General features: G+C 69.5%; 28 protein-coding genes and 1 pseudogene. 19 read left to right on the top strand and 10 right to left on the bottom strand.

What is annotated here, in order from left to right:
• Window positions 1-30: 30 nt before the first annotated feature.
• Window positions 31-1,458: an acetate metabolism transcriptional regulator RamB gene (gene ramB, locus B8W67_RS07130; protein ID WP_085303173.1), complete on the bottom strand. Its 1,428-nt coding sequence runs from the start codon at window positions 1,456-1,458 to the stop codon at window positions 31-33.
• Window positions 1,459-1,622: 164 nt separating this feature from the next.
• Between ramB and B8W67_RS07125 the strand changes: the two genes are divergently transcribed.
• The 3 genes from B8W67_RS07125 (at window position 1,623) to B8W67_RS07115 (ending at window position 4,938) form a co-directional block, all read left to right on the top strand.
• Window positions 1,623-2,444 (top strand): acyl-[acyl-carrier-protein] thioesterase, encoded by an 822-nt coding sequence (locus B8W67_RS07125; RefSeq protein WP_085303171.1) that lies wholly within the window; start codon window positions 1,623-1,625, stop codon window positions 2,442-2,444.
• Between the two features lie 258 nt (window positions 2,445-2,702).
• Entirely contained in the window at window positions 2,703-3,989 is a 1,287-nt protein-coding gene (gene aceA / locus B8W67_RS07120; protein WP_085303170.1) for an isocitrate lyase, read from the top strand.
• 94 nt (window positions 3,990-4,083) lie between these two features.
• Window positions 4,084-4,938, top strand: a complete 855-nt coding sequence (locus tag B8W67_RS07115; RefSeq protein ID WP_085303168.1) for a 3-hydroxybutyryl-CoA dehydrogenase — start codon at window positions 4,084-4,086, stop codon at window positions 4,936-4,938.
• A gap of 61 nt (window positions 4,939-4,999) precedes the next feature.
• Here B8W67_RS07115 and B8W67_RS07110 read toward each other — a convergent pair whose 3' ends face one another.
• The gene (locus B8W67_RS07110) at window positions 5,000-5,725 is read right to left on the bottom strand and encodes a TetR/AcrR family transcriptional regulator (RefSeq protein ID WP_085303260.1); all 726 of its coding nucleotides are present in this window, start codon (window positions 5,723-5,725) and stop codon (window positions 5,000-5,002) included.
• Window positions 5,726-5,853: 128 nt separating this feature from the next.
• Between B8W67_RS07110 and B8W67_RS07105 the strand changes: the two genes are divergently transcribed.
• From B8W67_RS07105 to deoC, 6 genes are all read left to right on the top strand, one after another.
• Complete coding sequence (locus B8W67_RS07105) at window positions 5,854-7,182, top strand: DUF445 domain-containing protein (protein WP_085303162.1); 1,329 nt, start codon at window positions 5,854-5,856, stop codon at window positions 7,180-7,182.
• A 96-nt stretch (window positions 7,183-7,278) separates the two neighbouring features.
• A complete protein-coding gene (locus tag B8W67_RS07100; protein ID WP_085303161.1) occupies window positions 7,279-7,671 on the top strand; it encodes a helix-turn-helix domain-containing protein in 393 nt (130 codons plus the stop codon).
• A 56-nt stretch (window positions 7,672-7,727) separates the two neighbouring features.
• Window positions 7,728-8,330: a heparin-binding hemagglutinin gene (locus B8W67_RS07095; RefSeq protein WP_085303160.1), complete on the top strand. Its 603-nt coding sequence runs from the start codon at window positions 7,728-7,730 to the stop codon at window positions 8,328-8,330.
• Between the two features lie 89 nt (window positions 8,331-8,419).
• The gene (locus B8W67_RS07090) at window positions 8,420-8,704 is read left to right on the top strand and encodes a DUF2516 family protein (protein ID WP_372507450.1); all 285 of its coding nucleotides are present in this window, start codon (window positions 8,420-8,422) and stop codon (window positions 8,702-8,704) included.
• A 10-nt stretch (window positions 8,705-8,714) separates the two neighbouring features.
• Window positions 8,715-9,113: a DUF2599 domain-containing protein gene (locus tag B8W67_RS07085; RefSeq protein ID WP_085303159.1), complete on the top strand. Its 399-nt coding sequence runs from the start codon at window positions 8,715-8,717 to the stop codon at window positions 9,111-9,113.
• The gene (gene deoC / locus B8W67_RS07080; RefSeq protein WP_372507449.1) at window positions 9,110-9,796 is read left to right on the top strand and encodes a deoxyribose-phosphate aldolase; all 687 of its coding nucleotides are present in this window, start codon (window positions 9,110-9,112) and stop codon (window positions 9,794-9,796) included. The genes B8W67_RS07085 and deoC overlap by 4 nt, the downstream gene beginning before the upstream one ends.
• A 9-nt stretch (window positions 9,797-9,805) precedes the next feature.
• Here the strand turns inward: deoC and B8W67_RS07075 are convergent, their stop codons facing one another.
• The 3 genes from B8W67_RS07075 to B8W67_RS07065 are packed head-to-tail and all read right to left on the bottom strand — an operon-like array spanning window position 9,806 to window position 12,262.
• On the bottom strand, window positions 9,806-10,909 hold the full coding sequence (locus B8W67_RS07075; protein WP_085303157.1) for an LmeA family phospholipid-binding protein: 1,104 nt from the start codon (window positions 10,907-10,909) through the stop codon (window positions 9,806-9,808).
• Entirely contained in the window at window positions 10,906-11,724 is an 819-nt protein-coding gene (locus B8W67_RS07070; protein ID WP_085303155.1) for a carbon-nitrogen hydrolase family protein, read from the bottom strand. The genes B8W67_RS07075 and B8W67_RS07070 overlap by 4 nt, the downstream gene beginning before the upstream one ends.
• Before the next feature lie 25 nt (window positions 11,725-11,749).
• Entirely contained in the window at window positions 11,750-12,262 is a 513-nt protein-coding gene (locus B8W67_RS07065; RefSeq protein WP_085303154.1) for a DUF2505 domain-containing protein, read from the bottom strand.
• Between the two features lie 25 nt (window positions 12,263-12,287).
• Here B8W67_RS07065 and B8W67_RS07060 point away from each other — a divergent pair, with 25 nt between their 5' ends.
• Together B8W67_RS07060 and B8W67_RS07055 are read left to right on the top strand one after the other, a co-directional pair.
• A complete protein-coding gene (locus tag B8W67_RS07060) occupies window positions 12,288-13,346 on the top strand; it encodes a UDP-N-acetylmuramate dehydrogenase (protein WP_085303153.1) in 1,059 nt (352 codons plus the stop codon).
• 64 nt (window positions 13,347-13,410) lie between these two features.
• The gene (locus tag B8W67_RS07055; RefSeq protein ID WP_085303152.1) at window positions 13,411-14,769 is read left to right on the top strand and encodes a L,D-transpeptidase; all 1,359 of its coding nucleotides are present in this window, start codon (window positions 13,411-13,413) and stop codon (window positions 14,767-14,769) included.
• Here the strand turns inward: B8W67_RS07055 and B8W67_RS07050 are convergent.
• Entirely contained in the window at window positions 14,747-15,511 is a 765-nt protein-coding gene (locus B8W67_RS07050; RefSeq protein WP_109561730.1) for an SDR family NAD(P)-dependent oxidoreductase, read from the bottom strand. The two genes, B8W67_RS07055 and B8W67_RS07050, sit on opposite strands and share 23 nt — an antisense overlap.
• A gap of 266 nt (window positions 15,512-15,777) precedes the next feature.
• Here B8W67_RS07050 and B8W67_RS07045 point away from each other — a divergent pair, with 266 nt between their 5' ends.
• The 8 genes from B8W67_RS07045 to B8W67_RS07010 all read left to right on the top strand — a co-directional run bounded on the left by B8W67_RS07045 (window position 15,778) and on the right by B8W67_RS07010 (window position 24,060).
• Window positions 15,778-17,043 carry an ROK family protein gene (locus tag B8W67_RS07045; protein WP_234806687.1) on the top strand — a complete coding sequence of 422 codons (1,266 nt, stop codon included), beginning with the start codon at window positions 15,778-15,780 and terminating at the stop codon, window positions 17,041-17,043.
• 51 nt (window positions 17,044-17,094) lie between these two features.
• Entirely contained in the window at window positions 17,095-18,429 is a 1,335-nt protein-coding gene (gene mshA / locus B8W67_RS07040) for a D-inositol-3-phosphate glycosyltransferase (protein WP_234806686.1), read from the top strand.
• Window positions 18,426-18,977 (top strand): type III secretion system chaperone family protein, encoded by a 552-nt coding sequence (locus B8W67_RS07035; protein ID WP_085303149.1) that lies wholly within the window; start codon window positions 18,426-18,428, stop codon window positions 18,975-18,977. Before mshA ends, B8W67_RS07035 begins: the two co-directional genes overlap by 4 nt.
• A gap of 13 nt (window positions 18,978-18,990) precedes the next feature.
• The gene (locus tag B8W67_RS07030) at window positions 18,991-19,740 is read left to right on the top strand and encodes a phosphoglyceromutase (protein WP_085303148.1); all 750 of its coding nucleotides are present in this window, start codon (window positions 18,991-18,993) and stop codon (window positions 19,738-19,740) included.
• A gap of 308 nt (window positions 19,741-20,048) precedes the next feature.
• Complete coding sequence (locus B8W67_RS07025; RefSeq protein WP_085303255.1) at window positions 20,049-21,257, top strand: sensor histidine kinase; 1,209 nt, start codon at window positions 20,049-20,051, stop codon at window positions 21,255-21,257.
• Window positions 21,258-21,306: 49 nt separating this feature from the next.
• Window positions 21,307-21,990: a winged helix-turn-helix domain-containing protein gene (locus tag B8W67_RS07020; RefSeq protein WP_085303147.1), complete on the top strand. Its 684-nt coding sequence runs from the start codon at window positions 21,307-21,309 to the stop codon at window positions 21,988-21,990.
• Window positions 21,991-22,330: 340 nt separating this feature from the next.
• The gene (locus B8W67_RS07015; RefSeq protein WP_163797194.1) at window positions 22,331-22,804 is read left to right on the top strand and encodes an LppA family lipoprotein; all 474 of its coding nucleotides are present in this window, start codon (window positions 22,331-22,333) and stop codon (window positions 22,802-22,804) included.
• 239 nt (window positions 22,805-23,043) lie between these two features.
• On the top strand, window positions 23,044-24,060 hold the full coding sequence (locus B8W67_RS07010) for an oxygenase MpaB family protein (protein WP_085303145.1): 1,017 nt from the start codon (window positions 23,044-23,046) through the stop codon (window positions 24,058-24,060).
• Between the two features lie 75 nt (window positions 24,061-24,135).
• Here B8W67_RS07010 and B8W67_RS07005 read toward each other — a convergent pair whose 3' ends face one another.
• The 4 genes and pseudogenes from B8W67_RS07005 to B8W67_RS21620 form a co-directional block, all read right to left on the bottom strand.
• Window positions 24,136-24,939: an RsiV family protein gene (locus B8W67_RS07005; RefSeq protein WP_069391870.1), complete on the bottom strand. Its 804-nt coding sequence runs from the start codon at window positions 24,937-24,939 to the stop codon at window positions 24,136-24,138.
• Window positions 24,936-25,514 carry an Rv1363c family protein gene (locus B8W67_RS07000; RefSeq protein ID WP_069391869.1) on the bottom strand — a complete coding sequence of 193 codons (579 nt, stop codon included), beginning with the start codon at window positions 25,512-25,514 and terminating at the stop codon, window positions 24,936-24,938. Before B8W67_RS07000 ends, B8W67_RS07005 begins: the two co-directional genes overlap by 4 nt.
• A gap of 14 nt (window positions 25,515-25,528) precedes the next feature.
• Window positions 25,529-26,194 carry an Rv1363c family protein gene (locus B8W67_RS06995; RefSeq protein WP_069391868.1) on the bottom strand — a complete coding sequence of 222 codons (666 nt, stop codon included), beginning with the start codon at window positions 26,192-26,194 and terminating at the stop codon, window positions 25,529-25,531.
• Between the two features lie 22 nt (window positions 26,195-26,216).
• A pseudogene (locus tag B8W67_RS21620) lies at window positions 26,217-26,343 on the bottom strand (MlaD family protein); the annotation flags it as partial.

Raw genomic sequence — 26,343 nt, 5'->3', positions numbered from 1 at the left:
TTCGCGTCGAGCCGGAGATCTCGCTGAACACTACACCCGGGTCCGGTCCGCGGGGTGTTTCACCAGATAGGGGGAGACGGTGGAGCGATGCTCGTCGAGATCGAGGTCGCTGCCCAGCGCCGGGAACGCCCGCTGCGGGCAATTGTCGCGCTCGCAGACCCGGCAGCCCGCCCCGATCGGGGTGGCGTTCTCGCCGGTGAGGTTCAAGCCGTCGGAGTAGACCAGCCGATGTGCTTGGCGCAGTTCACAACCGAGGCCGATGGCGAACATCTTGCCGGGTTGCCCGTAACGGGCCGCGCGGCGCTCCACCGTACGCGCCACCCACAGGTAGTTGCGCCCGTCAGGCATCTGCGCGATCTGTACCAGGATCTTGCCCGGGTGCGAAAACGTCTCGTAGACATTCCACAAAGGGCAGGTTCCACCGCTGGAGGAGAAGTGAAAACCAGTGGCCGACTGTCGTTTTGACATGTTTCCGGCGCGGTCGACGCGGACGAACGAGAACGGCACCCCGCGCATCGAGGGGCGCTGCAAGGTGGAGAGCCGGTGGGCGACCGTCTCGTAGGAGACCCGGTAGAACGCCGAGAGCCGTTCGATGTCGTAGCGGAACGTCTCGGCGCTGTCGTGGAATTGCCGGTAGGGCAACACCAGTGCAGCGGCGAAATAGTTGGCCAGGCCCAGCCGTGCCAGGGTGCGTGAATCCTTGGAGGTGAACTTGCCCTCGTCGACCATGCCCGAGATCAGCTCATCGAACTCCAGATAGGCCAGTTCGGCGGCCATTTTGAACACCCGTTGGCCCCAGGACAGATGGTTGCTGATGTCCAGGGTGCGGTTGCGGGCGTCGTAGCGGTGCAGCACCGTCTCCCCGAGGTCGATGCGACGGTTGATGTGCACACCGTGCCGGTCGGTGAGCCGGGTGGCCAACTCCACCGCGAGCTCACCTTGGTGTCGGCGCATCTGGGTGGCCAGATCCTCAGCGGCGGTGTCCAAGTCGTGCAGGTAGTTCTGTCGTTGGTAGAAGAAGTCGCGGACCTCCTCGTGCGGCATGGTGATCGTGCCGCTGCCGTCGGCGTAGCGTTCCTCGGTCGCCGCGGCCAGTTGGGTGGTGGTGATCCGGTGGCGCCGGTGCAGGTTGACCATCGCGCGGGCCAACTCCGGGTGGGTGTTGACCGCCTCGACGATCTCCGACATCTCCACCCGCACGTCCAGGTCGCGATCCAGGAGCACCTCGCGCAACTCGGCGACCAGCCGGGTGTCGTCGTTGGAGGCGAAGAACGTGGCGTCGACCCCGAACACCTCGGTGATCCGCAGCAGCACCGCCACCGTCAACGGGCGCACGTCATGCTCGATCTGGTTGAGATAGCTCGGCGAGATCTCCAAGATCTGGGCCAGCGCCGCCTGGCTGAATCCCCGCTCGTTACGCAGTTGGCGAACCCGCGATCCGACGAATGTTTTGGCCACACGACCAGGTTACCGACGTGCAAAGTCCTCCTTTGCAGGATTGGCAATGCCGCGGGCGTGTTCACGGGCTCGGTTGGGTGAGGGCGGGCCGCTTTGGCATGATCACCGCGGGAGGCGGGTACGGGGGTGCCGGCCCGGGTACGACACGGCAGACAGGACACGCGATGGCAGGCACGGAGTCGGCGCCGCCGACCGGGTTGGGCAAGCAGATGATGCCGGTGCCCGACCCACACCCCGACGTGTTCGACCGGCAGTGGCCGCTGCGGGTGGCCGACATCGACCGCACCGGGCGGTTGCGGTTCGACGCCGCCGCCCGCCACATCCAGGACATCGGCTCCGACCAGCTGCGCGAGATGGGCCACGAGGAGACCCATCCGCTGTGGATCGTGCGGCGCACCATGATCGACCTGATCCGCCCGATCGAGTTCCAGGACATGCTGCGGGTGCGGCGCTGGTGCTCGGGAACCTCCAATCGCTGGTGTGAGATGCGGGTCCGCATCGACGGGCGCAAAGGCGGGCTGATGGAATCCGAGGCGTTCTGGATCAACATCAACCGCGAGACCCAAGGCCCCGCACGGATGTCGGAGGACTTCCTGGCCGGGCTGCGGCGCACCACCGACGTCACCCGATTGCGGTGGAAGCCCTATCTGACGGCGGGGCAGCGCGACGACGCCACCGAGATCCGTGAGTACCCGATCCGGTTCACCGACATCGACCTGTTCGACCACGTCAACAACTCGGTGTACTGGGGAGTGGTGGAGGACTACCTGTCCGGGCACCCCGAGCTGCTGGCCGCGCCGTTGCGGGTCACCATCGAGCACGACGCGCCGGTCGCCCTCGGCGACAAATTGGAGATCATCGCCCACGTTCACCCGGCCGGCTCGACCGACCGGTTCGGTCCCGAACTGGGCGGGCGCGCTGTTACAACGCTCACATACGCCGTCGGCGACGAGATCAAAGCTGTCGCCGCGCTCACACCGCGGTGAGTCCGGCAAAACCCCGGTTGACCTGCGCACCGGTGCTACCCGCCAGTAGCTAATTACTGGTAGAACCCGTTCTAGTTCTTCGCAGAATTAGCAAAACGGTCGCGGCCCGTGGACAAAATTAGCATAAAAATCGTTTGACCTGCGATTTTTTCCGTGCCAATCTCGCGTTAGCAATCTAATGACGTCATTGCGGTGTTAGCAGCCTGGGGGTCCCGGGCAAACCCGCCGCCGTGATCGACCGACAGCAAGGAGCAACCGATGTCGACTGTTGGCACGCCCAAGAGCCCCGAGCAGATCCAGCACGACTGGGACCACAACCCGCGCTGGAAGGGGGTCACCCGCACCTACAGCCCCGCCGACGTGGTCGCGCTGCAGGGTCACGTCGTCGAGGAGAGCACCCTGGCGCGGCGCGGCGCGGAGGTCCTCTGGGAGCAGCTGCACAGCATGGACTACGTCAACGCCCTCGGGGCGCTGACCGGCAACATGGCCGTGCAGCAGGTCCGGGCCGGCCTGAAGGCCATCTACCTGTCCGGGTGGCAGGTCGCCGGGGACGCGAACCTCTCCGGGCACACCTACCCCGACCAGAGCCTGTACCCGGCCAACTCCGTGCCGCAGGTGGTGCGCCGGATCAACAACGCGCTGCTGCGCGCCGACCAGATCGCCAAGATCGAGGGCGACACCTCGGTGGACAACTGGCTGGCTCCGATCGTCGCCGACGGTGAGGCCGGTTTCGGTGGTGCGCTCAACGTCTTCGAACTGCAGAAGGCGATGATCGCCGCCGGTGTCGCCGGCTCGCACTGGGAGGACCAGCTGGCCTCGGAGAAGAAGTGCGGCCACCTCGGCGGCAAGGTGCTCATCCCGACCCAGCAGCACATCCGCACGTTGACCTCGGCGCGGCTCGCCGCGGACGTGGCCGACGTTCCGACCGTGGTGATCGCGCGCACCGACGCCGAGGCGGCCACCCTGATCACCTCCGACGTCGACGAGCGGGACCAGCCGTTCATCACCGGCGAGCGCACCGCCGAGGGCTTCTACCACGTGACCAACGGCATCGAGCCGTGCATCGCGCGGGCCAAGGCCTACGCGCCGTACGCCGACCTGATCTGGATGGAGACCGGCACCCCCGACCTGGAGCTGGCGAAGAAGTTCGCCGAGTCGGTCAAGGCGGAGTACCCCGACCAGATGCTGGCCTACAACTGCTCGCCGTCGTTCAACTGGCGCAAGCACCTCGACGACGCGACCATCGCCAAGTTCCAAAACGAGCTCGGCGCGATGGGCTTCAAATTCCAGTTCATCACGCTGGCCGGCTTCCACGCGCTGAACTACTCGATGTTCGATCTGGCCCACGGCTACGCCCGCAACCAGATGAGCGCCTACGTGGAGCTGCAGGAGCGCGAGTTCGCCGCCGAGGAGCGTGGCTACACCGCCACCCGTCACCAGCGCGAGGTCGGCGCCGGGTACTTCGACCGGATCGCCACGACCGTGGACCCCAACTCCTCGACGACCGCGCTGACCGGCTCCACCGAGGAGGGCCAGTTCCACTGAGCGCAGAGAACACCGCGAGAAGTTGACAGCACGGGCCCTGCCCAGCGATGTTGGGCAGGGCTTGTTGCTGCCCCCGAAACCTAAAAGGAGAACCGTGGCAATCGAACGAGTAGGTGTGGTGGGCGCCGGGCAGATGGGTGCCGGCATCGCCGAGGTCTCCGCGCGCGCCGGGGTGGCGGTCACGGTCTTCGAGACCACCGATGCGTTGGTCACCGCGGGGCGCACCCGCATCACCAAGTCGCTGGAGCGGGGGGTGAGCTCGGGCAAGATCACCGAGCGCGAACGCGACCAGGCGCTGGACAAGGTCACCTTCACCACCGACCTGGCCGACATGGCCGACCGGCAGTTGGTGATGGAGGCGGTGATCGAGGACGACACCGTCAAGGCCTCGATCTTCGCCGAACTGGACCGGGTGATCACCGACCCCGACGCGGTGCTGGCGTCGAACACCTCCTCGATCCCGATCATGAAGATCGCCGCCGCCACCGAGAACCCGCAACGGGTGCTGGGCCTGCACTTTTTCAACCCGGTCCCGGTGCTGCCGCTGGTCGAGCTGGTCAGCACCCTGGTCACCAGTGAGCAGGCCGCCGCGCGCACCGAACAGTTCGCCAGCGACGTGCTCGGCAAGCAGGTGGTGCGCTGCTCGGACCGCTCCGGCTTCGTGGTCAACGCGCTGCTGGTGCCCTACCTGCTCGCCGCGATCCGCATGGTCGAGGGCGGGTTCGCCACCATCGAGGACGTCGACAAGGCCGTGGTGGCCGGGCTGTCGCACCCGATGGGCCCGCTGCGGCTGTCCGACCTGGTGGGCCTGGACACCCTGAAGCTCATCGCCGACAAGATGTTCGACGAGTTCAAGGAGCCGCTCTACAGCGCGCCGCCGCTGCTGCTGCGCATGGTGGAGGCCGGCCGGCTGGGCAAAAAGACCGGTCAGGGCTTCTACAGCTACTGACCCCGAGGAGCCACCGACTCCGAGGAGCTACCGACCCGGAGGAGCCACCGACCCCGAGGAGCTACCGACCCGGAGGGGCCTCGGGGATGTCGGACATCGGCGGCACGATCGGCGACGGATGCGGCTGGGCGTTGAACTTCTCCAGCGACCCGCCGATCTCGACGATGCCGACCATCGCGCTCCAGCTCAGCATCGTCAGATAGTCGATGAGCTCATCGGCGCTCATCCGCGGATTCGACATCCACGAGTGCGTGGCCAGTTGCACCCCGCCGACGGTGTGGTAGGCCCACGGCTCCACCCCGCGGGTGTCCATCCCGGCCTCCTGCATGCGCCGGCGCAGCATCACCGCGAGCATCCCGGCGATGATCCGCTCGCTGTCGGCGATCGCCTTGCTCTTCGACGCCGAACTGTTGGCCATCACGAACGGGTAGATCTCCGGTTCGGCGGCCACCGTCTCGACATAGACCCGGATGATCTCGCGCACCAGGCTGAAGCCGTCGAGCTGCGCCGAGAGCGCCTCGGCCATATTCGGGATGAGCGTGGTCTGCGCGAAGCGCAGCATCACCGCGGTGGTCAGATCGTTCTTGTCGACGAAGTAGCGGTAGAGCACCGTCTTGGAGACCCCGATCTCCGCGGCGATCTCGTCCATGCTCACATCGCGACCCCGGTGCCGGATCGCGTCAAGGGTGCCGTCGACCAATTCGGTGCGGCGTTCCACTTTGTGCCGGTGCCAACGCCGTTTACGGCCATCAGCCTTGGCGGTTCTGGTCGGGATGTCGGGGTCCACCTTCACCGATTCTCACTCGTTCGTCACCGTAGATACTACGGACCGTCATCGGCGGCGGCGTGGGTGCGGTCGCCTCGTGTCGAGGAGTCCCGCCCACGCGGGGCCGGAGAAATGTGGATGATGGTGCCGTGGCGCATCGACCTGACCCCGCCGGCGCCCGCGCGGGGTTGACCGCATCGTTCGCCGAATCCTTTGCCGGGGCCGACCCGGTCGCCGACGCCGCCCGGCTCGCCTCGCTGCGGCGGATGAAGCTGGTGGCGCTGAGTTTCCTGCTCGGCGCGACGGTGGTGTTCCTGCTCTGCCGGGCGGCGCAAGCCGACGGCACCGCCGCCACCTGGGTCGGCTACGTCGGCGCGGCCGCCGAGGCCGGCATGGTCGGCGCCCTCGCCGACTGGTTTGCCGTCACCGCGCTGTTCAAGCGCCCGTTGGGGCTGCCGATCCCGCACACCGCGATCATCAAACGCAAAAAGGACCAGCTCGGCGAGGGCCTGGGCACGTTCGTGCGGGAGAACTTCCTGTCCCCGGAGGTGGTGGCCACCAAGTTGCGCGACGCCCAGGTGGGCAGCCGGGTGGGCACCTGGCTGGCCGACCCCGGCCACGCCGAGCGGGTGGCCGCCGAGGTCGCCACCGTGCTGCGGGTGCTGGTGGAGATGCTGCGCGACGACGATGTGCAGGCGGTCATCGACCGGATGATCGTGCGGCGCATCGCCGAGCCGCGCTGGGGGCCGCCGGTGGGCCGGATGCTGGCCACGCTGCTGGCCGAGAACCGGCAGGAGGCGTTGATCCAGCTGCTGGCCGACCGGGCGTTCCAGTGGTCGTTGAACGCCGGTGAGACCATCGAACGGGTGGTCACCCGCGACTCGCCGACCTGGACGCCGCGCTTCGTCGACCAGCTGGTCGGTGACCGGATCCACCGGGAGCTGATGGACTTCACCGACAAGGTGCGCCGCGACCCGCAGCACGAGCTGCGCCGGTCGGCCACCCGGTTTCTGTTCGACTTCGCCGAGGATCTGCAAAACGACCCCGACACCATCGCGCGCGCCGACAAGGTCAAGGACCAGCTGATGGCCCGCGACGAGGTCACCGCCGCCGCCGAGACCGCCTGGAAGACGCTGAAGCGGCTGGTGCTCGAGGGGGTCGACGACCCGGCGAGCACGCTGCGCACCCGGGTCGGTGAAACCGTGGTACGCCTCGGTGAATCGCTGCGCGACGACGCCGACCTGCGCGCCAAGGTCGACAACTGGATCGTGCGCGCCGCCCAGCACCTGGTCGCCCAGTACGGGGTGGAGATCACCGCGATCATCACCGAGACCATCGAGCGGTGGGACGCCGCCGAGGCGAGCCGACGCATCGAACTGCACGTCGGCCGCGACCTGCAATTCATCCGGATCAACGGCACCGTGGTCGGTTCCCTCGCCGGCCTGGTGATCTACACAATCGCCCAATTGGCCTTCTGACCTGCGCTAGCTAGTGCTTGCAAAAGTTAGCACTCGTTGTTACGCTGGGGTTCGTCGGCATTGACCCGACGACCCGGACGGCGCTAGGGAGGGCAGATGTCGCAAGACGAGAAGCTTGCTACCGTGGTGTCCACCGCAGCGTCGGACATCGGCAGCTTCATCCGCTCCCAGCGGGAGGCCGCCCAGGTGTCAATGCGGCAGTTGGCCGACAAGGCCGGCGTGAGCAACCCCTATCTCAGCCAGATCGAGCGGGGGTTGCGCAAGCCGTCTGCTGACGTGCTCAGCCAGATCGCCAAGGCGCTGCGGATGTCGGCGGAGGTCCTCTACGTGCGGGCCGGGATCTTGGAGCCGAGCCCCAACAGCGAGGTGCGCGACGCCATCATCACCGACGCGGCGATCACCGAACGGCAGAAACAGGTTCTGCTGGACATCTACATGTCGTTCATCCAGCAGAACACCACCGACCGTGAGGAGTTGCCGTCTGACTGACTCCGCACGATTGGATATAAGCACAACAAATCGACCATCTGTAGAAAGGATCAACCATGGCTGAGAACCCGAACATCGACGAGCTGAAGGCCCCGCTGCTGGCCGCGCTCGGGGCTGCCGACCTGGCCCTGGCCACCGTGAGCGACCTGGTCGCCAACATGCGGGAGCGCGCCGACGAGGCCCGCGCGAACACCAGCACCCGCGTCGAGGAGAGCCGCGCGCGGCTGACCAAGCTGCAGGAGGACCTGCCCGAGCAGTTCGAGGAGCTGCGCGAGAAGTTCACCTCCGACGAGCTGCGCAAGGCCGCCGAGGGCTACGTGGAGGCCGCCACCACCCGCTACAACGACCTGGTCGCCCGTGGCGAGGCCGCGCTGGAGCGGCTGCGTCACCAGCCGGCGTTCGAGGACGCCGCCGAGCGCGCCGAGGGCTATGTCGACCAGGCCGTCGAGCTGACCCAGGAGGCCCTGGGCAACGTCGCCGAGCAGACCCGCGCCGTGGGTGAGCGCGCCGCCAAGCTGGTCGGTGTCGAGCTGCCCAAGAAGGACGAGGGTGCGGCGCCGGCGAAGAAGGCCCCGGCCAAGAAGGCCCCGGCCAAGAAGGCTGCGGCCAAGAAGGCCCCGGCGAAGAAGGCCCCCGCCAAGAAGGTGACCCAGAAGTAGTTTTCGGGTTCCCCTGCTCTGCCCGGCTCCCCCCGTCGCCCACCGGTGACGGGGGGAGCCGGCGTTGGGGCACCGTCTAAACTGGCACGGTGATCTTCGCCAACGCGGTGAACCTGGTGCTGCTGGCCCTGCAGATCGGTGTGTTCGGCGCCGCCCTGTACGGGCTGGTCCACGCCGCCCTGCAGCGCCCGGACGCCTACACCGCCACCGACAAGCTGACCAAGCCGGTCTGGCTGGTGATCCTGGGCGCCTCGGTGCTGCTGTCGGCGCTGCCGCAGTTCATCCTCGGCTGGGTGATCGCGGCCTGCGCCGTCGGCGTCTACCTCGTCGACGTGCGGCCCCGGCTGCTCGAGGTTCAGGGCAAGTCCCGGTAGCGCCGTGCCCATGCTCGCGGCCCTGCTGGCCATCCCCGCGCTGCTGCTCGGTGCCCCGGCCCACGCCGACGTCGACCCCGACCCGGCGCAGCTGATCGAGCGGGTGCAGTGGGCCCGCATCGACGGCCAGCCCAGCCTGCGGGTCTATCCGACCGCCGCGGGGCGCGCGGCCGCGGTGCGCATCGGGGGGCCGTCGGCGGTCGAGGAGGCCTGGTCGCAGGTGCTGGCCCAGGCGGCCGATGCCGTCACCCCCGGTATGTACGAGCAGTTCCGCTGCCACTGGGAGTACGCGGAGCTGGCCCGCCCGGGCAAACCCAGCTGGAACCTGGAGCCGTGGCGTCCGGTGGTCTCCGAGGTCGACATGCTCGACGCGGAATGCAACCCCGGCGGCCCGGAGGAGTCCCCGTGAGCCCGGAACGGTCGACGCGCGATCGCATCGCCGGTGTCGTCGACCACACCCTGCTCAAACCGGAGGCCACCGTCGCCGATGTGGAGGCCGTCGTCGCCGAGGCGATCGAGCTGGGGGTGTACGCGGTGTGCGTCTCGGCGTCGATGGTGCCCGACGCGGTGCGCGCCCGCGACGGCGCCGAGCTGCCGGTCGCGGCGGTCGCCGGGTTCCCCTCGGGCAAGCACCACAGCGCCATCAAGGCCGCCGAGGCCGCCCGCGCGGTGACCGACGGCGCCGCCGAGGTCGACATGGTCATCGACGTCGGCGCGGTGCTCGCCGGTGATCTGGCCGCGGTCGCCGCCGACATCGGGGTGGTGCGCGCCGCGGTGCCCGACGCGGTGCTCAAGGTGATCGTTGAATCGGCGGTGCTGCTGGGTCAGGCCGGCGAGGAGGCGCTGATCGGGGCGTGCCGCGCCGCGGAGAACGCCGGTGCGGACTTCGTCAAGACCTCCACCGGGTTCCATCCGGCCGGCGGGGCGTCGGTGCGCGCCGTCGAGGTGATGGCGCACACGGTCGGCGGCCGGCTCGGGATCAAGGCCAGCGGCGGCATCCGCACCGGACCCGACGCGACCGCCATGCTCGGCGCCGGGGCGACCCGGCTGGGCCTGTCGGGCACCCGAGTGGTGCTCGACGGCCTCCGCTGAGCACGCCCGTCAGAGGTTCTTGAAGCAGGGGTTGTCGGTCTTGGGGATCGGCGCATTCTGGGTGGACATGTGCGCGATGACCCCGCTGTCGGTGACGTTGACGCTGTCCGCGCGGATCCCCAGCGGGTAGTCCTTGGTGAGGCCGCTGGTGAAGTCGTCGAGCATCGACTGGATGCTCTCGCGCGGCAGGGTGAAGCCCAGCCCGGAGAATTTCACCACCTCCAAGGCGAACCCGCCGTCGACCACCTTCGGTTTGGCGATGATGTGGCTGAACGTGCCCTTGAGTTCGATCGTGCCGTCGTTGGGGTTGGTGGTGACGGTGTTGACCGCCAGCCCGCCGATCATCGGGATCTCCGATTTCACGGTCTCGGCGATCCCGCTGGACTCCCAGGTGATCGCCGCGTTCAGCGAGCCGATGGTGCCCTTGGAGTCACCGACCGGGGTGAGGTCGACGTTGCGGATGTTGATGTCGACGGTCATGCCCTTGGCATGGCGGACCTGGTTGCCGTCGCTGTGGATGCCGATGTTGGTGTAGTCGCCGGTGAAGTGCTGCCACAGCACCGGCGGGGTCACCCCGAACGACACCTTCACGCTGTCCTGGATCTCACAGCTGGCCGCGTCGGCGACCTTGCCGTTGGCGATCCGGCGGGCCACCACCTCCGAGCCGATCACCCCGACCGCCACCAGTGCGAGCACGGTGATGAGGATCAACAGGATCGACAGCGGGTCGCTGACCAGGCTGCGCAGCGTGCGCCGGCGCTTACCGGCACCCCCGGAGGAGCCCGTCGCTGCCGGCGGCGGTTCCACCGGCGGGGGCGCCCCCGCCTCGGTGGCCGGACGGGCGGCGGGCTGCCCGGCGACCGGCGGGGACGGCTGCTGCGGGGATTGGCCGGACGGCTGCTGGCCGTGCGGCGGCGGGGTGAGCTGGCCGGTCGGCGGTTCGCCGCGGCGCCCGCCGAGGTTCATCCGGCGGGTCTTCGACCGCGACGGCGGCTCGACCGGGCGGGCCGGCGGCGGTGTCGGGGTGTGGGGAGGTGCTGCCGGCGGCGGGGTCGGGGCGCCCGGACGGGCCCAGGGCGAATCACCGGGCGGCGGGCCTGACGGAGTGCTCACCCGCGCGATTCTGCCTTATCGGCGTGAACAATGTCTGAGCGGTTTGCCAGCACCGCCAATGTGCGGCGGGCCTCGGCCACCGCCGCGACGTCGATGTCGACGGTGAGCAGCCGCGGCGCGGTCTGCGCCTCGGCGAGCACCGCGCCGAACGGGGAGACCATCATGGTGTGCCCGGCCCCGGTCGGCGCGGGGGTCGGCGCAATGGTGTCGCCGGGGTCGGCCTGCCCGACCGCGGCCACAAAACAGGTGGAGTCCAGCGCGCGGGCGCGGGCCAGCACCGACCACTGGTCGACTTTGCCCGGCCCGGCCCCCCAGGAGGCGCAGACCGCGATCAGCTCGGCGCCCCGGTCGGCCAGGGTGGTGAACAACGGCGGGAACCGGATGTCATAGCAGGTCGCCAACCCGACCTGCACCCCGTCGACCGGCACCACCACACACCGGCGCCCGGGGGCGACGGTGCGCGACTCGGTGAACCCGAACGCGTCGAAGAGGTGGATCTTGTCGTAGTGGGTGTCCACACCCGGGCCGACCGCCAGCAGGGTGTTGGCCACCCGGCCGGCGTCGGCGGGAGTGAACATCCCGGCGATCACGGTGATCCCGGCGTCGGCGGCCAGGGCGCGGACCCGATCGGCCCACGGGCCGTCCACCGGCTCGGCGACCGGGCCCAGCGGCACCCCGAACCGGCACATGGTGGCCTCCGGGAACACCACCAGCGACGCCCCCTGCTCGGCGGCCCGCCCGACACCGTCGGCGACCACCGCGAGGTTGGCTTCCGGGTCGGTGCCGCTGAGAATCTGGGCCAGCGCAATCCGCATGCCACCAGCCTAATCGCGCAGCGGGCTACCGGCTGTTGTCGCCGGTGAGCCAGACGGTGGTGAAGCGCTGCTCGGCGGCCATCAACTCGCCGAGCGCCCCGGCGATCACCCCTTCGATCTTGCCGCCGACCAGCGGGACGTTCACCCGCACCGCCGCGGCGACCGTCAGCCGCGACCCGCCGGCCCGCGGCGTCAGCCGGGCGTTGCTCGACAGCGACGCCGGCGCGGAGGTGACCTCGGCGCGGACCTCGCCGTCACTGGCGCCCTCACGCACCGGGTGCCACAGTTCGTGGCGCACCACCTCGAGGTTGCCGTGCAGGAACTGGGCGGCCAGCGCGGGCAGCCGCCGCCGGTACAGGCTCTGGGTGGTGGTCACGGTGATCGTGCCGTCGGTGCCGACGCTCATCGAGTTTAACGTGGCGATGTCGGCACCGGAGTCGGCCAGCCGGGCCTGCCAATAGCGCTCGTCGCCGAAGGCGGCGAACACCCGCTCAACGGCAGCCGGATAGTCCGCCGACAAGTCCAGTGAACGCGGCATAGCTGGTCACGCTACCGTTTCCGGGGTGGAGACACGGTTCGGCGACGCGCGGGTCAGCGAAGCGGTGCCGCTGGCCCCGCTGACCACGCTGCGGGTGGGGCCGGTGGCGCGCGAGTTCGTCGCCGCCGCCACCGTCGCACAGATCGTCGCCGCGCTCACCGAACTCGACGCCGACCCCGACCGGCGGGTGCTTGTCCTGGCCGGTGGCTCCAACGTGCTGCTCGCCGACGACCTCACCGACCTGACCGTGGTCCACCTGGGCGCCGACGCCGTCGACATCGACGGCGCCACCGTGCGGGTGCAGGCCGGCGCGGTCTGGGACGACGTGGTGGCCGCGACCGTGACGGCCGGGCTGGGCGGGCTGGAGTGCCTGTCGGGCATCCCCGGGTCGGCGGGGGCGACCCCGGTGCAAAACGTCGGCGCCTACGGCGCGGAGGTCGCCGACACCCTCAGCGCGGTGCGCCTGCTCGACCGGCGCAGCGGCACCGTCGAGTGGGTCGACCCGGCGCGGCTGGCGTTCGGCTACCGCTCCAGCATCCTCAAACACTCCGACCGCCACGTGGTGCTGGAAGCCGAGTTCACGTTGGATCCCGCCGGGCGGTCGGCCCCGCTGCGCTACGGCGAGCTGGCCACCGCGCTCGGCGCCGAACCGGGGGAACGGGCCGATCCGGCCGCCGTGCGTGCCGCGGTGCTCGCCCTGCGCGCCGGCAAGGGCATGGTGCTCGACGCCGCCGACCACGACACCTGGAGTGCGGGCTCGTTCTTCACCAACCCGGTGGTCGACCCGGCGCTCTACGAGCGGATCGTCGCCGCCAGCGCGGCGCCGGTGCCGCACTACCCGGCCCCCGACGGGGTGAAACTGGCCGCCGGCTGGCTGGTGGAGGCCGCCGGGTTCACCAAGGGCTACCCGGGGGCGGGCGCACCGGCGCGGCTGTCCACCAAACACGCGCTGGCGGTGACCAACCGCGGGGTGGCCACCAGCGCCGACGTGCTCGCGCTGGCGCGGCGGGTGCGCGACGGGGTGCGCGACAGCTTCGGGATCACCCTGGTGCCCGAGCCGGTGCTGGTCGGCTGCACGCTGTAGCGCCGCGGCCGGTGCCGCCTCGTGCACGTCCCGCCGGGGACCGACCCCGGTATCGTTATTGGCCGTGACCACCCCCCGTGACCCCTCGCCGATCACCCGGCGTGCCGCGCTGGGTGCACTCACCGTCGGGTTGGCCGGCCCGGCGGTGCTGGCGGCGTGCTCGACGACCTCGACCGGCCCGGAACCTGCGGCGCAGCCGGCGCCGACGCTGGTGTTCGGCCCCGAGGCCGACGCCACCGACGTGCTGCCCACCGCCCCGGTCAGCGTCGAGGTGCGCAACGGCTGGTTCCAGAAGGTCGCGCTGACCAACCCCGACGGCAAACCGGTCGCCGGGGTGCTCGACCGCACCCGCACCGTGTACACGATCACCGAACCGCTGGGCTATTCGGCCACCTACACCTGGTCGGGGTCGGTGGTCGGCCGCGACGGCGCGGCGGTGGACGTCGACGCGGAGTTCACCACGGTGCACCCCACCGTGGTCGTCGACGGCGGCTTCCAGCTCGCCGACGGCCAGACGGTCGGGGTGGCCGCGCCGATCATCATCCAGTTCGACGCCCCGATCGCCGACAAAGCCGCCGTGCAGCGGGCGCTGACCGTCACCACCGACCCGCCGGTGGAGGGCAGCTGGGCGTGGCTGCCCGACGAAGCCCAGGGGGCGCGGGTGCACTGGCGGACCCGCGAGTACTACCCGGCGGGCACCACCGTCGCCGTCGACGCCAAGCTCTACGGGCTGGCGTTCGGCGACGGCGCCTACGGCGCCCAGGACATGTCGCTGGAGTTCCAGATCGGGCGGCGCCAGATCGTCAAGGCGCACGCCCCGTCGCACCGCATCCAGGTGATCCGCGACGGCGGGGTGATCATGGACTTCCCGTGCAGCTACGGCGAGGGCGACCAGCCGCGCAACGTCACCCGCAGCGGCGTCCACGTGGTGACCGAGAAGTACGCCGACTTCTGGATGTCCAACCCGGCCGCCGGCTACGAGAACATCCACGAACGCTGGGCGGTGCGGATCTCCAACAACGGCGAATTCATCCACGCCAACCCGGCCAGCCTCGGCTCGCAGGGCAACACCAACGTCACCAACGGGTGCATCAACCTGTCCACCGACGACGCCGAACAGTACTTCTCCAGCGCCATCTACGGCGACCCGGTCGAGGTCACCGGCACCTCGATCCAGCTGTCCTACTCCGATGGGGATCTGTGGGACTGGGCGGTGGACTGGGACACCTGGCTGTCGATGTCGGAGTTGCCGCCGCCGGACGGGGCCACCCCGGCGCCGACGTCGATCCCCTCGACCGTGCCGGCCACCCCCACCGACGCGCCCACCCTGTCGGGCACCCCGACCACCACGACCACCACCCCGTCGGAAACCCCGTCGGAAACCCCGTCGAGCACCGCCCCTAGCGCGGCTCCGGGCGGGTGACCCGCCGCGTCGCCGAGGCCTGATCGCGCGGGCGGATCACGATCTGGTCGAGGTCCACGTGCGCCGGGCGGGAGACGACGAACCCGATGACCTCGGCGATGTCGTCCGCGGTCAGCGGCGTCAACCCGTCGTAGACGGCGTCGGCGCGGTCGCGGTCACCGTCGAAACGGACCAGGGAGAACTCGGTTTCCACCATGCCGGGGGCGATCTCGGTCAGCCGCACCGGTGTACCCAAAAGCTCACCGCGCAGGGTGCGGTGCAGGGCGCTCTGGGCGTGTTTGGCCGAGGTGTAGCCGGCCCCACCGTCGTAGATCTCGAACGCCGCGATCGAGGTGACGGTGATGACCAGCCCGTCCCCGGAGGCGATCAGCGCCGGCAGCAGTGCCCGGGTCAGCCGCAGCGTGCCCAGCACGTTGGTCTCCCACATCCACCGCCAGTGCTCCAGATCGGCCTCGGCGACCGGTTCCAGGCCCTTGGCGCCGCCGGCGTTGTTGACCAGCACCCGGATCGGTCCCAGATCCTGCAGTCGGGTGACCAGGTCGGCGACCGCGGCGTCGTCGGTGACGTCGGCGGGCACGGCGGTGCCACCGATCTGCTCGGCCAACGCCGCGATCCGCTCACCGCGCCGCGCCACCGCCACCACGTGAAAACCCTGGTCAGCCAGGGCAACGGCGGTTGCGGCGCCGATACCGGAGCTGGCGCCGGTCACCACCGCGACCGGTGCGTCCGACGGACGGGAGATGCTCGCTGCCACGACGAGTCATGCTAGTCGCCGCCCGGGCCGGGGGGATTATCTGCGCCGCCCACTTGGAGACCGGCCGTCGGCGCGGTAAATTCCTGGCATGTTCTGCAGTGCCCCGATGCCCCGGATGTCCGCGTGTCGTGCCGCGGACCGCGCGTGTTGTCGCCGCGCACCCGACCGCATCTGATTCGGCACCCCTCGAGCCTTTCTGGATGCGGACGGATCCCCCCGCCCCGCCCGGACACATCCAGAGCAAGGATCTCGCCGTGACCCCCACCATCACGACCCCCGCACCGGCCACCCCGTCGACCCGGCGCGCACCGCGCGCGCGGCGCCATCACCGGGTGCTCGACCCGACCCTGGCGGTCAGCGACGGCGCCGCCGCCGCGGTCTTCCGGGTGGTGCGCCACCACGGCCCGATCACCCGGGATGCGATCACCGCGGCCACGGCGCTGAGCACCGCCACCGTCAACCGTCAGGTCACCGCGCTGCTGCAGGCGAGCCTGCTGCGTGAACGCACCGATCTGGTGACCGCCGGGGCGATCGGGCGCCCGCGGGTGCCGGTCGAGGTCAACGACAGCCCGTTTCTCACCCTCGGGGTGCACATCGGTGCCACCACCACCGCCATCGTGGCCACCGACCTGCTCGGGCGCACCCTCGACGCGGTGGAGATCGCCACGCCGCACGGGCCGCAGGGCGCGGCGCTGGGCACGCTGTCCGAGCGGGCCCGCCACTACCTGACCCGGTGGCGCCGGCGTCGCCCCCTGGGGGTGGGCGTGGCGATCGGTGGCGCGGTCGACGGGCCTACCGGGCGGGTCGACCACGCCCGGCTGGGCTGGACCCACGCCCCGGTCGGGGCCACCTTCGCCGACGCCCTGGGGCTGCCGGTGGCGGTGGCCTCCCACGTCGACGCGATGGCCGGGGCCGAACTGCTGCTGGGCCGGCGCCCGGCCGGCGCGGCCAGCACACCCGGCGCCACCAGCCTCTACGTCTACGCCCGTGAAACCGTCGGGTACGCGTTGATGATCGGCGGGCGGGTGCACACCCCGGCCGCCGGTCCCGGCACCATCGCCACCCTGCCGGCCTCCTCGGAGTTGCTCGGCGGCTCCGGGCAGCTGGAATCCACCGTCAGCGACGCCGCCGTGCTCGCCGCCGCCCGCCGCCTGCGGATCCTGCCCGACGGGGGCGCCCCGGCGGCGCTGCTGCGTGCGGCGCGCGCCGGCGACGGCCCGGCCCGCGACCTGCTGGCCGAACGTGCCCGGGTGCTCGGGGAGGCGGTGGCGCTGCTGCGGGATCTGCTCAACCCCGACGATCTGGTGGTCGGCGGTCAGGCGTTCACCGAATACCCCGAGGGCATGACGCTGGTGGCCGAGGCGTTCACGCGGCGCTCGGTGCTGCCGCCGCGCGGCATCCGGGTCACCGCGTTCGGCAACAAGGTGCAGGAGGCCGGGGCCGGGGTGGTGTCGCTGAGCGGGCTGTACGCCGACCCGATCACGGCGATGCGCCGCATCGAGGCCGCCACCCAGGTGTGAGATCGGTCCCGCCGCGGGAATGCCCCCACCATGGCCTGTCAAGATGGCAGGGTGCGTAACGGCGAACCCCTGCCCCCACCCGATGCGGCGTCGAGCCCACAGCGGGTGGCGGTGCTGGCCGTGCACACCTCCCCGCTGGCGCAGCCGGGCACCGGCGATGCCGGGGGAATGAACGTCTACGTGCTGCAGAGCGCGCTGCATTTGGCGCGACGCGGCGTCGAGGTGGAGATCTTCACCCGCGCCACCTCCTCCGCCGACCCGGCCGTGGTGCCGGTGGCCTCCGGGGTGCTGGTGCGCAACATCGTGGCCGGCCCGTTCGAGGGGCTGAACAAATACGACCTGCCGACCCAGCTGTGCGCGTTCGCCGCCGGGGTGCTGCGCGCCGAGGCGATGCACGAACCCGGCTACTACGACATCGTGCACTCCCACTACTGGCTGTCCGGGCAGGTGGGGTGGCTTGCCCGCGATCGCTGGGCGGTGCCGCTGGTGCACACCGCCCACACCCTCGCCGCGGTGAAGAACGCCGCGCTGGCCGACGGTGATGTCCCCGAGCCGCGGCTGCGCACCATCGGTGAGCAGCAGGTGGTCGACGAGGCCGACCGGCTGATCGTCAACACCGACAGCGAAGCCCGGCAGCTGATCACCCACCACCACGCCGACCCGGACCGCATCGACGTGGTGCACCCCGGCGTCGACCTGGCGGTGTTCACCCCCGGCGACCGCGCCGCGGCGCGTGCGACGCTCGGGTTGGCGCCCGACGAGGCGGTGGTGGCGTTCGTGGGCCGCATCCAGCCGCTGAAGGCCCCCGACGTCCTGCTGCGCGCGGCCGCCCGGCTGCCCGGGGTGCGGGTGGTGATCGCCGGCGGGCCGTCGGGAAGCGCCGGCGGTCACGGGCTCGACGCGCTGGCCGCCGAACTCGGCATCAGCGATCGGGTGACGTTTCTGCCGCCGCAGTCCCGGGAGGATCTGGTGGTGCTGCTGCGGGCCGCCGACGCCGTCGCGGTGCCCAGCTACTCCGAATCGTTCGGCCTGGTCGCCGTCGAAGCCCAGGCGTGCGGCACCCCGGTCATCGCCGCCGCAGTCGGTGGGCTGCCGGTGGCGGTGCGCGACGGGGTCAGCGGCACCCTGGTCGTCGGACACGACGTCGCGCGGTGGGCCCGCGCCCTCGATGAACTGCTGGCCCGCAGCACCGGGGGCGACGGCGCCGCACTGCGGGCCGCCGCGGTGCGCCACGCGGGGCTGTTCTCCTGGGAGCACACCGTCGATGCGCTGCTGGACAGCTACCGGCGCGCCATCGTCGACTACGGCCGGCGTCGCGCCCCGCGCGATCGGGTGTCGCTGCGGCGTCGTCGCCGGTTCACCGGCCGCCGGGGGGTGCGCTCATGACCGCGGTGCAGCAGGTCATCGAGGACACCCTCACCGCGGCGGGACTGACCTACAGCCACCACGAGGGCGCCCACGGCGGGCCGGCCGGGCTGATCGTCGAGTTGCCGGGGGAGCGCAAGCTCACCACGAACACGATCCTGACCGTCGGGGAGCACACGGTGCGGGTGGAGGCGTTCGTGTGCCGCCGCCCCGACGAGAACCACGAGGGTGTCTACCGGTTCCTGCTCAAACGCAACCGTCGGCTCTACGGGGTGTCCTACACCCTCGACCATCTCGGTGACATCTACCTGGTCGGACGGATGGCGCTGCACTCGGTGACCGGTGACGAGATCGACCGGGTGCTCGGCCAGGTCCTCGAAGCGGTCGACTTCGACTTCAACACACTGCTGGAGTTGGGGTTCCGATCCTCGATCGAGAAGGAATGGCAGTGGCGGCTCTCCCGCGGCGAGTCGGTGAAGAACCTGCGTGCCTTCGAACACCTGCGTCCCGACGGCTCCGAGCACAGCGACTCCGGCGACGATGATGGCGGGCACTCCACCCGGTCGTGAGAGACTGTCCGGCATGGCAGATTCGGGCACGTTGGTGCTGTTGCGGCACGGTGAAAGCGAATGGAACGCGGCGAACCTGTTCACCGGATGGGTGGATGTCGCGCTCACCGACAAGGGGCGCGCCGAGGCCACCCGGGCCGGGGAGCTGCTGGTGCAGCACAACCTGGCACCCGACATCCTCTACACGTCGCTGTTGCGTCGCGCGATCATCTCCGCGCAGCTGGCGTTGGAGGCCGCTGACCGGCTGTGGATCCCGGTGCGCCGCAGTTGGCGGCTGAACGAACGGCACTACGGGGCGCTGCAGGGGCTGGACAAGGCGGCCACCAAGGAGCGCTACGGCGAGGAACAGTTCATGACCTGGCGGCGCAGCTACGCCACCCCGCCGCCGCCGATCGAGCCGGGCAGCGAGTACAGCCAGGACACCGATGTGCGCTACGTCGACATCGGGGGCGGCCCGCTGAGCGAATGCCTCTCCGACGTCGTCGACCGGTTCCTGCCGTACTACACCGACGTGATCGTGCCGGACCTGCGGGTCGGTAAAACGGTGCTGATCGCCGCGCACGGCAATTCGCTGCGTGCGCTGGTCAAACATCTCGACCGGGTCTCCGACGAGGACATCGTCGGGCTCAACATCCCCACCGGGATCCCGCTGCGTTACGACCTCGACGAGAACCTGCGGCCCACCACCCCCGGCGGGGTGTACCTGGATCCGCAGGCCGCCGCCGCCGGCGCGGCCGCCGTGGCCAGCCAGGGCGCCAAGTAGGGCTCCCGCGGGGTGCCTTCGGTGGGTGCCTTGGGTGCCGGGTCTTGGGCGCGGGTCTTGGGCGCGGAGCCTTGGGTGCGGGGCCTTGGGCGCCGGGCCTTGGGCGCGGGCCTTGAGCACCGAGCGTGAACCTAGTTTCACGTTCGGTGCCGAGTGTGAACCTGTCTTCACGTTCGGTCGCCCGGGGCAGCAGAGTTGAGCGAACGGGGCGTAAACGGGAGCTAAATACCTGCTCCCCGGGCTGTGACATACGCGGGTTTGGCTGCGCGAAGAAGAAATGAGCCCCCGTGGGTGGCTACCATTCGGGCGTGTCCGTGATGTTCGCCTGCGTGCTGGCCGGAGTGCTGGCGGTTCTGGCGGGCACCATCGGGGTGGGGGTCGGGATCAAAATCGCCCCGCGCATCATCGAGCGCCGTCGTCGCGCGGTTGCCGAGCAGTCCGGGATCACCGTCTCGCAGATGCTGCAGCGGATCGTGGCGCTGGTGCCGCTGGGCACCGCGGTCGTCGACACCCACCGTGACGTGGTCTACCTCAACGACCGGGCCGAGGACTTGGGGCTGGTGCGCGACCGATTGCTCGACGACCGGGCCTGGCAGGCCGCCAAACGCACCCTGGCCAGCGGTGCGGACGTCGAATTCGACCTGTCCCCGGAGAAGCCCGCCCGAGCCGGCCGCGGACGGCTGTCGGTGCGGGGTTACGCGCGGCTGCTCGCCGAGCAGGACCGGCGGTTCGCGGTGGTCTTCGTCGACGACCAGTCCGAGCAGGCCCGCATGGAGGCCAGCCGACGTGATTTCGTGGCCAACGTCAGCCATGAGCTGAAAACCCCGGTCGGTGCGATGAGCTTGCTCGCCGAGGCGTTGCTGTCCTCGGCGGATGACCCCGAAACGGTGCGCCGGTTCGGGGAGAAGGTGCTCTTGGAGGCCAACCGGCTGGCCGCGATGGTCGGCGAGCTGATCGAGCTGTCCCGATTGCAGGGTGCCGATCCGCTGCCCGATCTGGGGCCGGTCGACGTCGACCGCGTCGTCGCCGAGGCGATCTCGCGGCACAAGGTCGCCGCCGACAACGCCGACATCGCGTTGAGCACAGACGCCCCGGCCGGCCTGCAGATGCTCGGCGACGAGACGCTGCTGATCACTGCACTGGCCAACCTGGTGTCGAATGCGATCGCCTACTCGCCCAACGGATCCCCGGTTTCGATCAGCCGACGCCGCCGTGGTGACACGATCGAGATATCGGTCACCGACCGCGGTATCGGCATCTCCCGCAAAGATCAGGCGCGGGTCTTCGAGCGGTTCTTCCGTGCCGACAAGGCCCGCTCCCGGTCCACCGGCGGCACCGGCCTGGGATTGGCGATCGTCAAACACGTCGCCGCCAACCACAACGGCAGCATCCGGCTGTGGAGCTCCCCGGGTACGGGGTCCACGTTCACCCTGACGATCCCGGCCTACCGCAGCGCGGGAGTGCCCGGCACCGACCAGCCGACCGACGGCTTGCAACGAGAGGACGACCGACAATGACCCGCATCGATGTCGATGCACAGCGCAGCGATGAGAAGGAGCGCCGCCCATGACCCGCGTGTTGATCGTGGAGGACGAGGAGTCGTTGGCCGACCCGCTGGCCTTCCTGCTACGCAAGGAGGGTTTCGAGGTGCTGGTGGTCAATGACGGCCAGACCGCGCTGGCCGAGTTCGACCGGGTGGGCGCCGACATCGTCCTGCTGGACCTGATGCTGCCCGGCATGAGCGGCACCGAGGTGTGCAAGCAGCTGCGCGCACGCTCGAGCGTGCCGGTCATCATGGTGACGGCTCGCGACAGCGAGATCGACAAGGTGGTCGGTCTCGAACTCGGCGCTGATGACTATGTGACCAAACCGTATTCGTCACGGGAGCTGATCGCACGGATTCGCGCGGTGCTGCGCCGAGGCGGCGAGGACGACGCCGGGGTCGGTGAGGGTGTGCTGGAGTCCGGCCCGGTTCGTATGGACGTGGAGCGCCACACCGTCACCGTCAACGGAGACCAGATCACCCTGCCGCTCAAGGAATTCGATTTGCTCGAATACTTGATGCGCAACAGTGGGCGGGTACTGACGCGCGGCCAGCTCATCGACCGGGTGTGGGGAGCGGACTACGTCGGGGACACCAAAACCCTTGACGTGCACGTCAAACGCCTGCGGTCGAAGATCGAGGCGGATCCGGCAAACCCGGTACATCTGCTCACGGTGCGCGGCCTGGGCTACAAGCTCGAGGGCTGATTCGCGACGGCACTCGTAGACTGCTACCGATGTTTGATCGACTACGTCAGTGTCACCGTTCTCCGGAGGGCCAAAACCTTCGCGCCGAAGCCCGACGTCGACCCCGGGCCGTCGACCCGAACAGCACGGGGTCGGGCGACAACGGCCAGCTGCGCACCACCGGCAACAACATGGCGATTGTCATAGCCGCGTTGGCGCACCCGGAGCGACCGGCGCGATGACACGCTCATCGCCACGTATTCGGTGCGCCTTGGCAGCATTGAATGTCCTGGTTGTGCTGACCGGGTGTGGAGTGACCGGGGGTGGGGCCCCTTCCTCGACTCCGAAGGGAACTCCGAGCGTGGTTGATGCTGAGGGCTTGCCGTCGATCACCGAGACGAAGGCGCAGATGTTGGCGTTGATCGATGAGGTGCAGGTTGCGGTGAGTGCGGTGGTGCCGGCGACGCGGCCGTGGCGGTGGAAGGATCATTGGGGTAGCGGTACGTGTTTGGGGGATAAGCCGTTCGGTGATGATGGTGTGTCGTTGAATTTTCCGAATTTGGTGTCGGGGTATTCGTTGAGTGAGGCGCAGTGGGATCTGGTGTTTCCGCGGGTGCGAGATATTGCGGTGGCGGCGGGTTTGACCGAGGGGTGGTCGCCCAATGATGCTGCGGGCAGCCACGACGTCCGCTTCAGCAGTCCCGATGGGCGTCAACTCATCTTCGTTGCCCGTGTCGCGACCTTGATCAGCGCCAGGATCTCCTGTCGGCATAAAGGCACGGAGTCACTGTGGATTGGTGACGAGATCCCGATGCCGCCGGATCCCCAGCCGTGATCGGATGGAACGCCGCGGTACGTAGGGGCGTGACGCGCCATACCGTGACCGGATAGCTCGCTGCGGTGACCGTCCGTCGTGACGGTCCGCGGGGAGGGCGCAGCCCTTCAACCACTCGACACCGGTCACCGACCGGCCTGCCGCCGGTACGGTCGCCGGAGGTCATCAGGTTCGCCGGACCCGGGTGGGTGGCCCGCATCCTCGCGATGGTCGTGGCACCCTAGTGAAGGAGAACGCCGATGGACCTTCTCGTGGAGAGGTTGGGCAAGCCGGGCCGGCGTGCCCTGCAGCTGGCGAACGGGCCCCGCGCCGACGCCGGCTATTTCGGGCCGGATTCGGTGAGCTGGAAAGTCTGGGGCCACCCCGTGATCTCGATCGCCGGAATCCGCGGATCCATCGTCGCGGTATTCGACCCGAAGGGCGCGGCCGGCGTCGATCAGCACTCCAGCTACCTCGCCGATCCGCTCGGCCGGGTGCGTCGCAGCAACATGTTCTTCATCCAGGCGGTCTTCGGTGATACCGCCTCGGCGCAGAAGATCGGCAAATGGCTGTTCAACCGGAACGCGTCGGTGAACGGCGTTGTCCCCGAAACCGGTGAACCCTATGTGGCCAACGTTCCGGAGACGCTGCTGTGGGTCTATGTCACCGGCTGGCACGGGTTGCTGCAGTGCTACCAACGCTTCGCTTTGCCGCGTGAACGCCTCAATGATGCGGAGATTCGGCAGTTCTACCGGGAGAGTCTGATCACCGCCGACCTGTTGGGGTTGCCGCCGCGTTACGTGCCCGCCACCCCCGAAGATGTCCAGGACTATCTCGACGAGGAGTCAGCGAAGATCATTCGGCCTACCGCCGAGATGACCAAACTGGTGCGCTTCTTCCTGCGGCCTCCCACGACCCCGAGCTGGCCGATGGCCCCGGTGAACCCGTTTCTGCGGATGGCGACCTACGCGGCGTTGTCGACCATGCCCGACGACTGGCTTGCGCTCCTCGGGGTGCGGCGTCGAAAGAAACGCTGGGCGCTCAACGACGCGGCGGTGCGAGCCGCGTTGACCACCGCCGACCGATTCCAACTCGTCGACGACTTCTTGCCTATCGCCGGTGCGGAAGCCTGGGGGTATCGTCACAACGGGCTGCGGCACCGTTCGTTGCGCACCCCGGTGCCTTATGAATTCGGGTTCGGGGAACAACTGCAGCAGGGCCGCGGCGGGACGTTGGCCGGACAGTGGGACGACACGGTTCCCGCCCGCCGGGGGTGACTCGATCCTCCCCCGGAGACCCGAGATCGGAGACGGCGGGTGCGCGCCCGGGTTGACAGAGGTGTCGAAAGACGTTCAGCGCCCGCCGTACTCCGGGCGCAGCGAGTCGGCCAGGCCGGCGAGCGGAACGTGCAACTCGACGGTGCCGCCGTCCATTGACCACACCAGCCGGTCATGTGGACTCGGGTCTTCCCGCAGCATCGGCGCATCCGGAAGGAAGAAGATGAGATCCTCACCGGTCATCGCGAAAGACCGGTACTCGCCGGTGTAGCCCGGCCCGTTGGGCCCCGGCGTGAATTCTTCGACCGTGAACGGGTAGGTGCCCGGCGCATGCGGCGGAGCCGCAACATCCAGCGCTGCAGGCAGCGTCGCCACCGTGGATGGGGGGATCACCGTCATCGGGTCCACACCCGGGCGGAACAGATCGGCCAGCAACAGCCGTCGCCCCTGCGCCATGTCGAACACGAACGACCGAAAGGCGTTGTTGGCCTGCAACCCGAACGGCTCGATCGTCTCGTGCACGATCACCGACTGCACCGCCCCGGGGCCGGAGTACAGCTGATAGGTGGCGAACGCGCTGCTCTCCCGCGGGGTGCTGGCGGCCGAATCGCGCCAGCCGTTCATCAGCCGGTGGTAGTAATTGCGCAGCGGGGGCCCCGCGGTGGGATCGTCGAGTTGGGCGCCGGGAAGATCCAACCAGATCAGTCGGGTTGCGTTGCGCTGCGAGGTGACCACCGTGGAGCAGCGTGACCCGTCGAAATCGGCGCCGAGTTCGCCGCAGAACGCCTCGGCGGAAGCCCCGGCCGGGGCGACTGCGGGGGACACGACAGTGCCGATCACCACTGCCAGCATCAGCGCGGCGCCTCTGCCGGCCCTCATGGCTGCACCCCGAACACCTCGACATCGCTGGCCAGCCAGGCCCCGTTCACCTTGGTCATCGTGATGCCGACCGGGGTCAGGTCGGTGCCCGGCCGGGAGACAGCGGAATTGCTCACGGTCTGTCGCACCACCAGCAGCACCTCGACGCGGTCGGTGGTCGCCGATTTGATCGCGGAGTCGAGCACGGTGCCGCGGGTGGTGACCTCGTTGTCGATCATCAGCTTGCGCAGCCGCGCACTGGATTTGGTGTAGCGGTCCTTGAAATCGCCGGTAGCGCCGGCGAGGATCGCGGTGATGTTCGGGTCGACACTCGACGGATCGGAGCTGGTCAGGGTGACCGCGTAGTCGCGGGCTGTCTGTAGGGCCACATTCGCGGCCTGATCACACTGACGACGCTCCCACTGTTGCCACCCCAAATAACCGAGGGCAGCCAGCACGGTGACCGCGATGGTCGCAGCGGCACAACGCCGCAGCATCGCCGGGCGGACCGACAGCCCCTTGGGCGCCGGTGTTCTCGCCGGTGGCGGTGTCTGCACGGAAGCGGTGTCCGCGATCCGATCGTGAACCTCGGTCATGATCGTTGGCTCTCCTAGAGGATCTCGACGCTGCTGGCCAGCCACCGTCCGTCGATGAGCTCCATGGTCATCTCGACGCGGTTGTGGTCGATGCGGGGGCTGGGGTTGACCACGTTGGTGATCGACTGGTCGACGAACAGCAACACCTTCACCGTCGTCGTCGTCGCGGACTTCACCGCCGCATCGATGACGGTGCCGCGGCCGGCCGCCCCGTTGTCGATGAGCACCTGACGCAGCTGCGCGGCGCCTTGGCTGTATTCGTCCTTGAAACGCCCCGTGGCGCCGTCGAGGGCGGCGGTGTAGTGCTGGTCGATGTCGGTCGAATCCAACGTGGTCAGCACCTCGGCGTACTCGGTGGCAGCGGCGACGGCTTCCTGGCTCGCATCGGCGATGTCGTGAAGTTGTTTGAACCGCCACCCCAGATATGCTGAGCTGCCCAGGGCGGCAAGCAGAACAACGCTGACCGCGACGACCAGGAGGCGTCGGCGCGGCCGCGGCGTTGCAGTGGTGGCCACATTCGCTGCCGCATCGGAGCGTTCGGCTGCCTCGGCGGGGCGTTCCGCCTCCCGGGTCGTCGACACCGCGACATCGGTTTCCGCGTCGACGACCGCGGTGTCGGCATCGCCACAGTCCTCGCCGGTGAGCTGTTCGAAAACGTCGATGGTGTTGCTGCGTTTCATGTCATCCTCCGGGATCGGCGGCTCAGTTGGGTACCCAGACCGGCATCTCGGGTCCGCCGTAGGGGGTGGGAATGGTGTATGGCGGATAGTTCGGGGTGGGGTCGGTCACCGCGTGCGGGTCGTGGTCCGGTGGGGGACCGGCGGTGTCG

Source organism: Mycolicibacillus koreensis, from assembly GCF_002104795.1.
Classification (GTDB): Bacteria; Actinomycetota; Actinomycetes; order Mycobacteriales; family Mycobacteriaceae; genus Mycobacterium; species Mycobacterium koreense.
Note: the sequence above shows the minus strand (reverse complement) of the source record. Positions and strands in the feature narration are given on the sequence as shown.

Excerpts from the sequence above, each read along its gene's own strand:
- B8W67_RS07030 (WP_085303148.1), top strand. The coding sequence starts at position 18,991 with ATGGCAGATTCGGGCACGTTGGTGCTGTTGCGGCACGGTGAAAGCGAA.
- B8W67_RS07100 (WP_085303161.1), top strand. The coding sequence starts at position 7,279 with ATGTCGCAAGACGAGAAGCTTGCTACCGTGGTGTCCACCGCAGCGTCG.
- B8W67_RS07035 (WP_085303149.1), top strand. The coding sequence starts at position 18,426 with ATGACCGCGGTGCAGCAGGTCATCGAGGACACCCTCACCGCGGCGGGA.
- B8W67_RS07000 (WP_069391869.1), bottom strand. The coding sequence starts at position 25,514 with ATGACCGAGGTTCACGATCGGATCGCGGACACCGCTTCCGTGCAGACA.
- B8W67_RS07010 (WP_085303145.1), top strand. The coding sequence starts at position 23,044 with ATGGACCTTCTCGTGGAGAGGTTGGGCAAGCCGGGCCGGCGTGCCCTG.
- B8W67_RS07020 (WP_085303147.1), top strand. The coding sequence starts at position 21,307 with ATGACCCGCGTGTTGATCGTGGAGGACGAGGAGTCGTTGGCCGACCCG.
- B8W67_RS07095 (WP_085303160.1), top strand. The coding sequence starts at position 7,728 with ATGGCTGAGAACCCGAACATCGACGAGCTGAAGGCCCCGCTGCTGGCC.
- B8W67_RS07005 (WP_069391870.1), bottom strand. The coding sequence starts at position 24,939 with ATGAGGGCCGGCAGAGGCGCCGCGCTGATGCTGGCAGTGGTGATCGGC.
- B8W67_RS06995 (WP_069391868.1), bottom strand. The coding sequence starts at position 26,194 with ATGAAACGCAGCAACACCATCGACGTTTTCGAACAGCTCACCGGCGAG.
- B8W67_RS07065 (WP_085303154.1), bottom strand. The coding sequence starts at position 12,262 with ATGCCGCGTTCACTGGACTTGTCGGCGGACTATCCGGCTGCCGTTGAG.
- B8W67_RS07085 (WP_085303159.1), top strand. The coding sequence starts at position 8,715 with ATGCTCGCGGCCCTGCTGGCCATCCCCGCGCTGCTGCTCGGTGCCCCG.
- B8W67_RS07125 (WP_085303171.1), top strand. The coding sequence starts at position 1,623 with ATGGCAGGCACGGAGTCGGCGCCGCCGACCGGGTTGGGCAAGCAGATG.
- aceA (WP_085303170.1), top strand. The coding sequence starts at position 2,703 with ATGTCGACTGTTGGCACGCCCAAGAGCCCCGAGCAGATCCAGCACGAC.
- B8W67_RS07070 (WP_085303155.1), bottom strand. The coding sequence starts at position 11,724 with ATGCGGATTGCGCTGGCCCAGATTCTCAGCGGCACCGACCCGGAAGCC.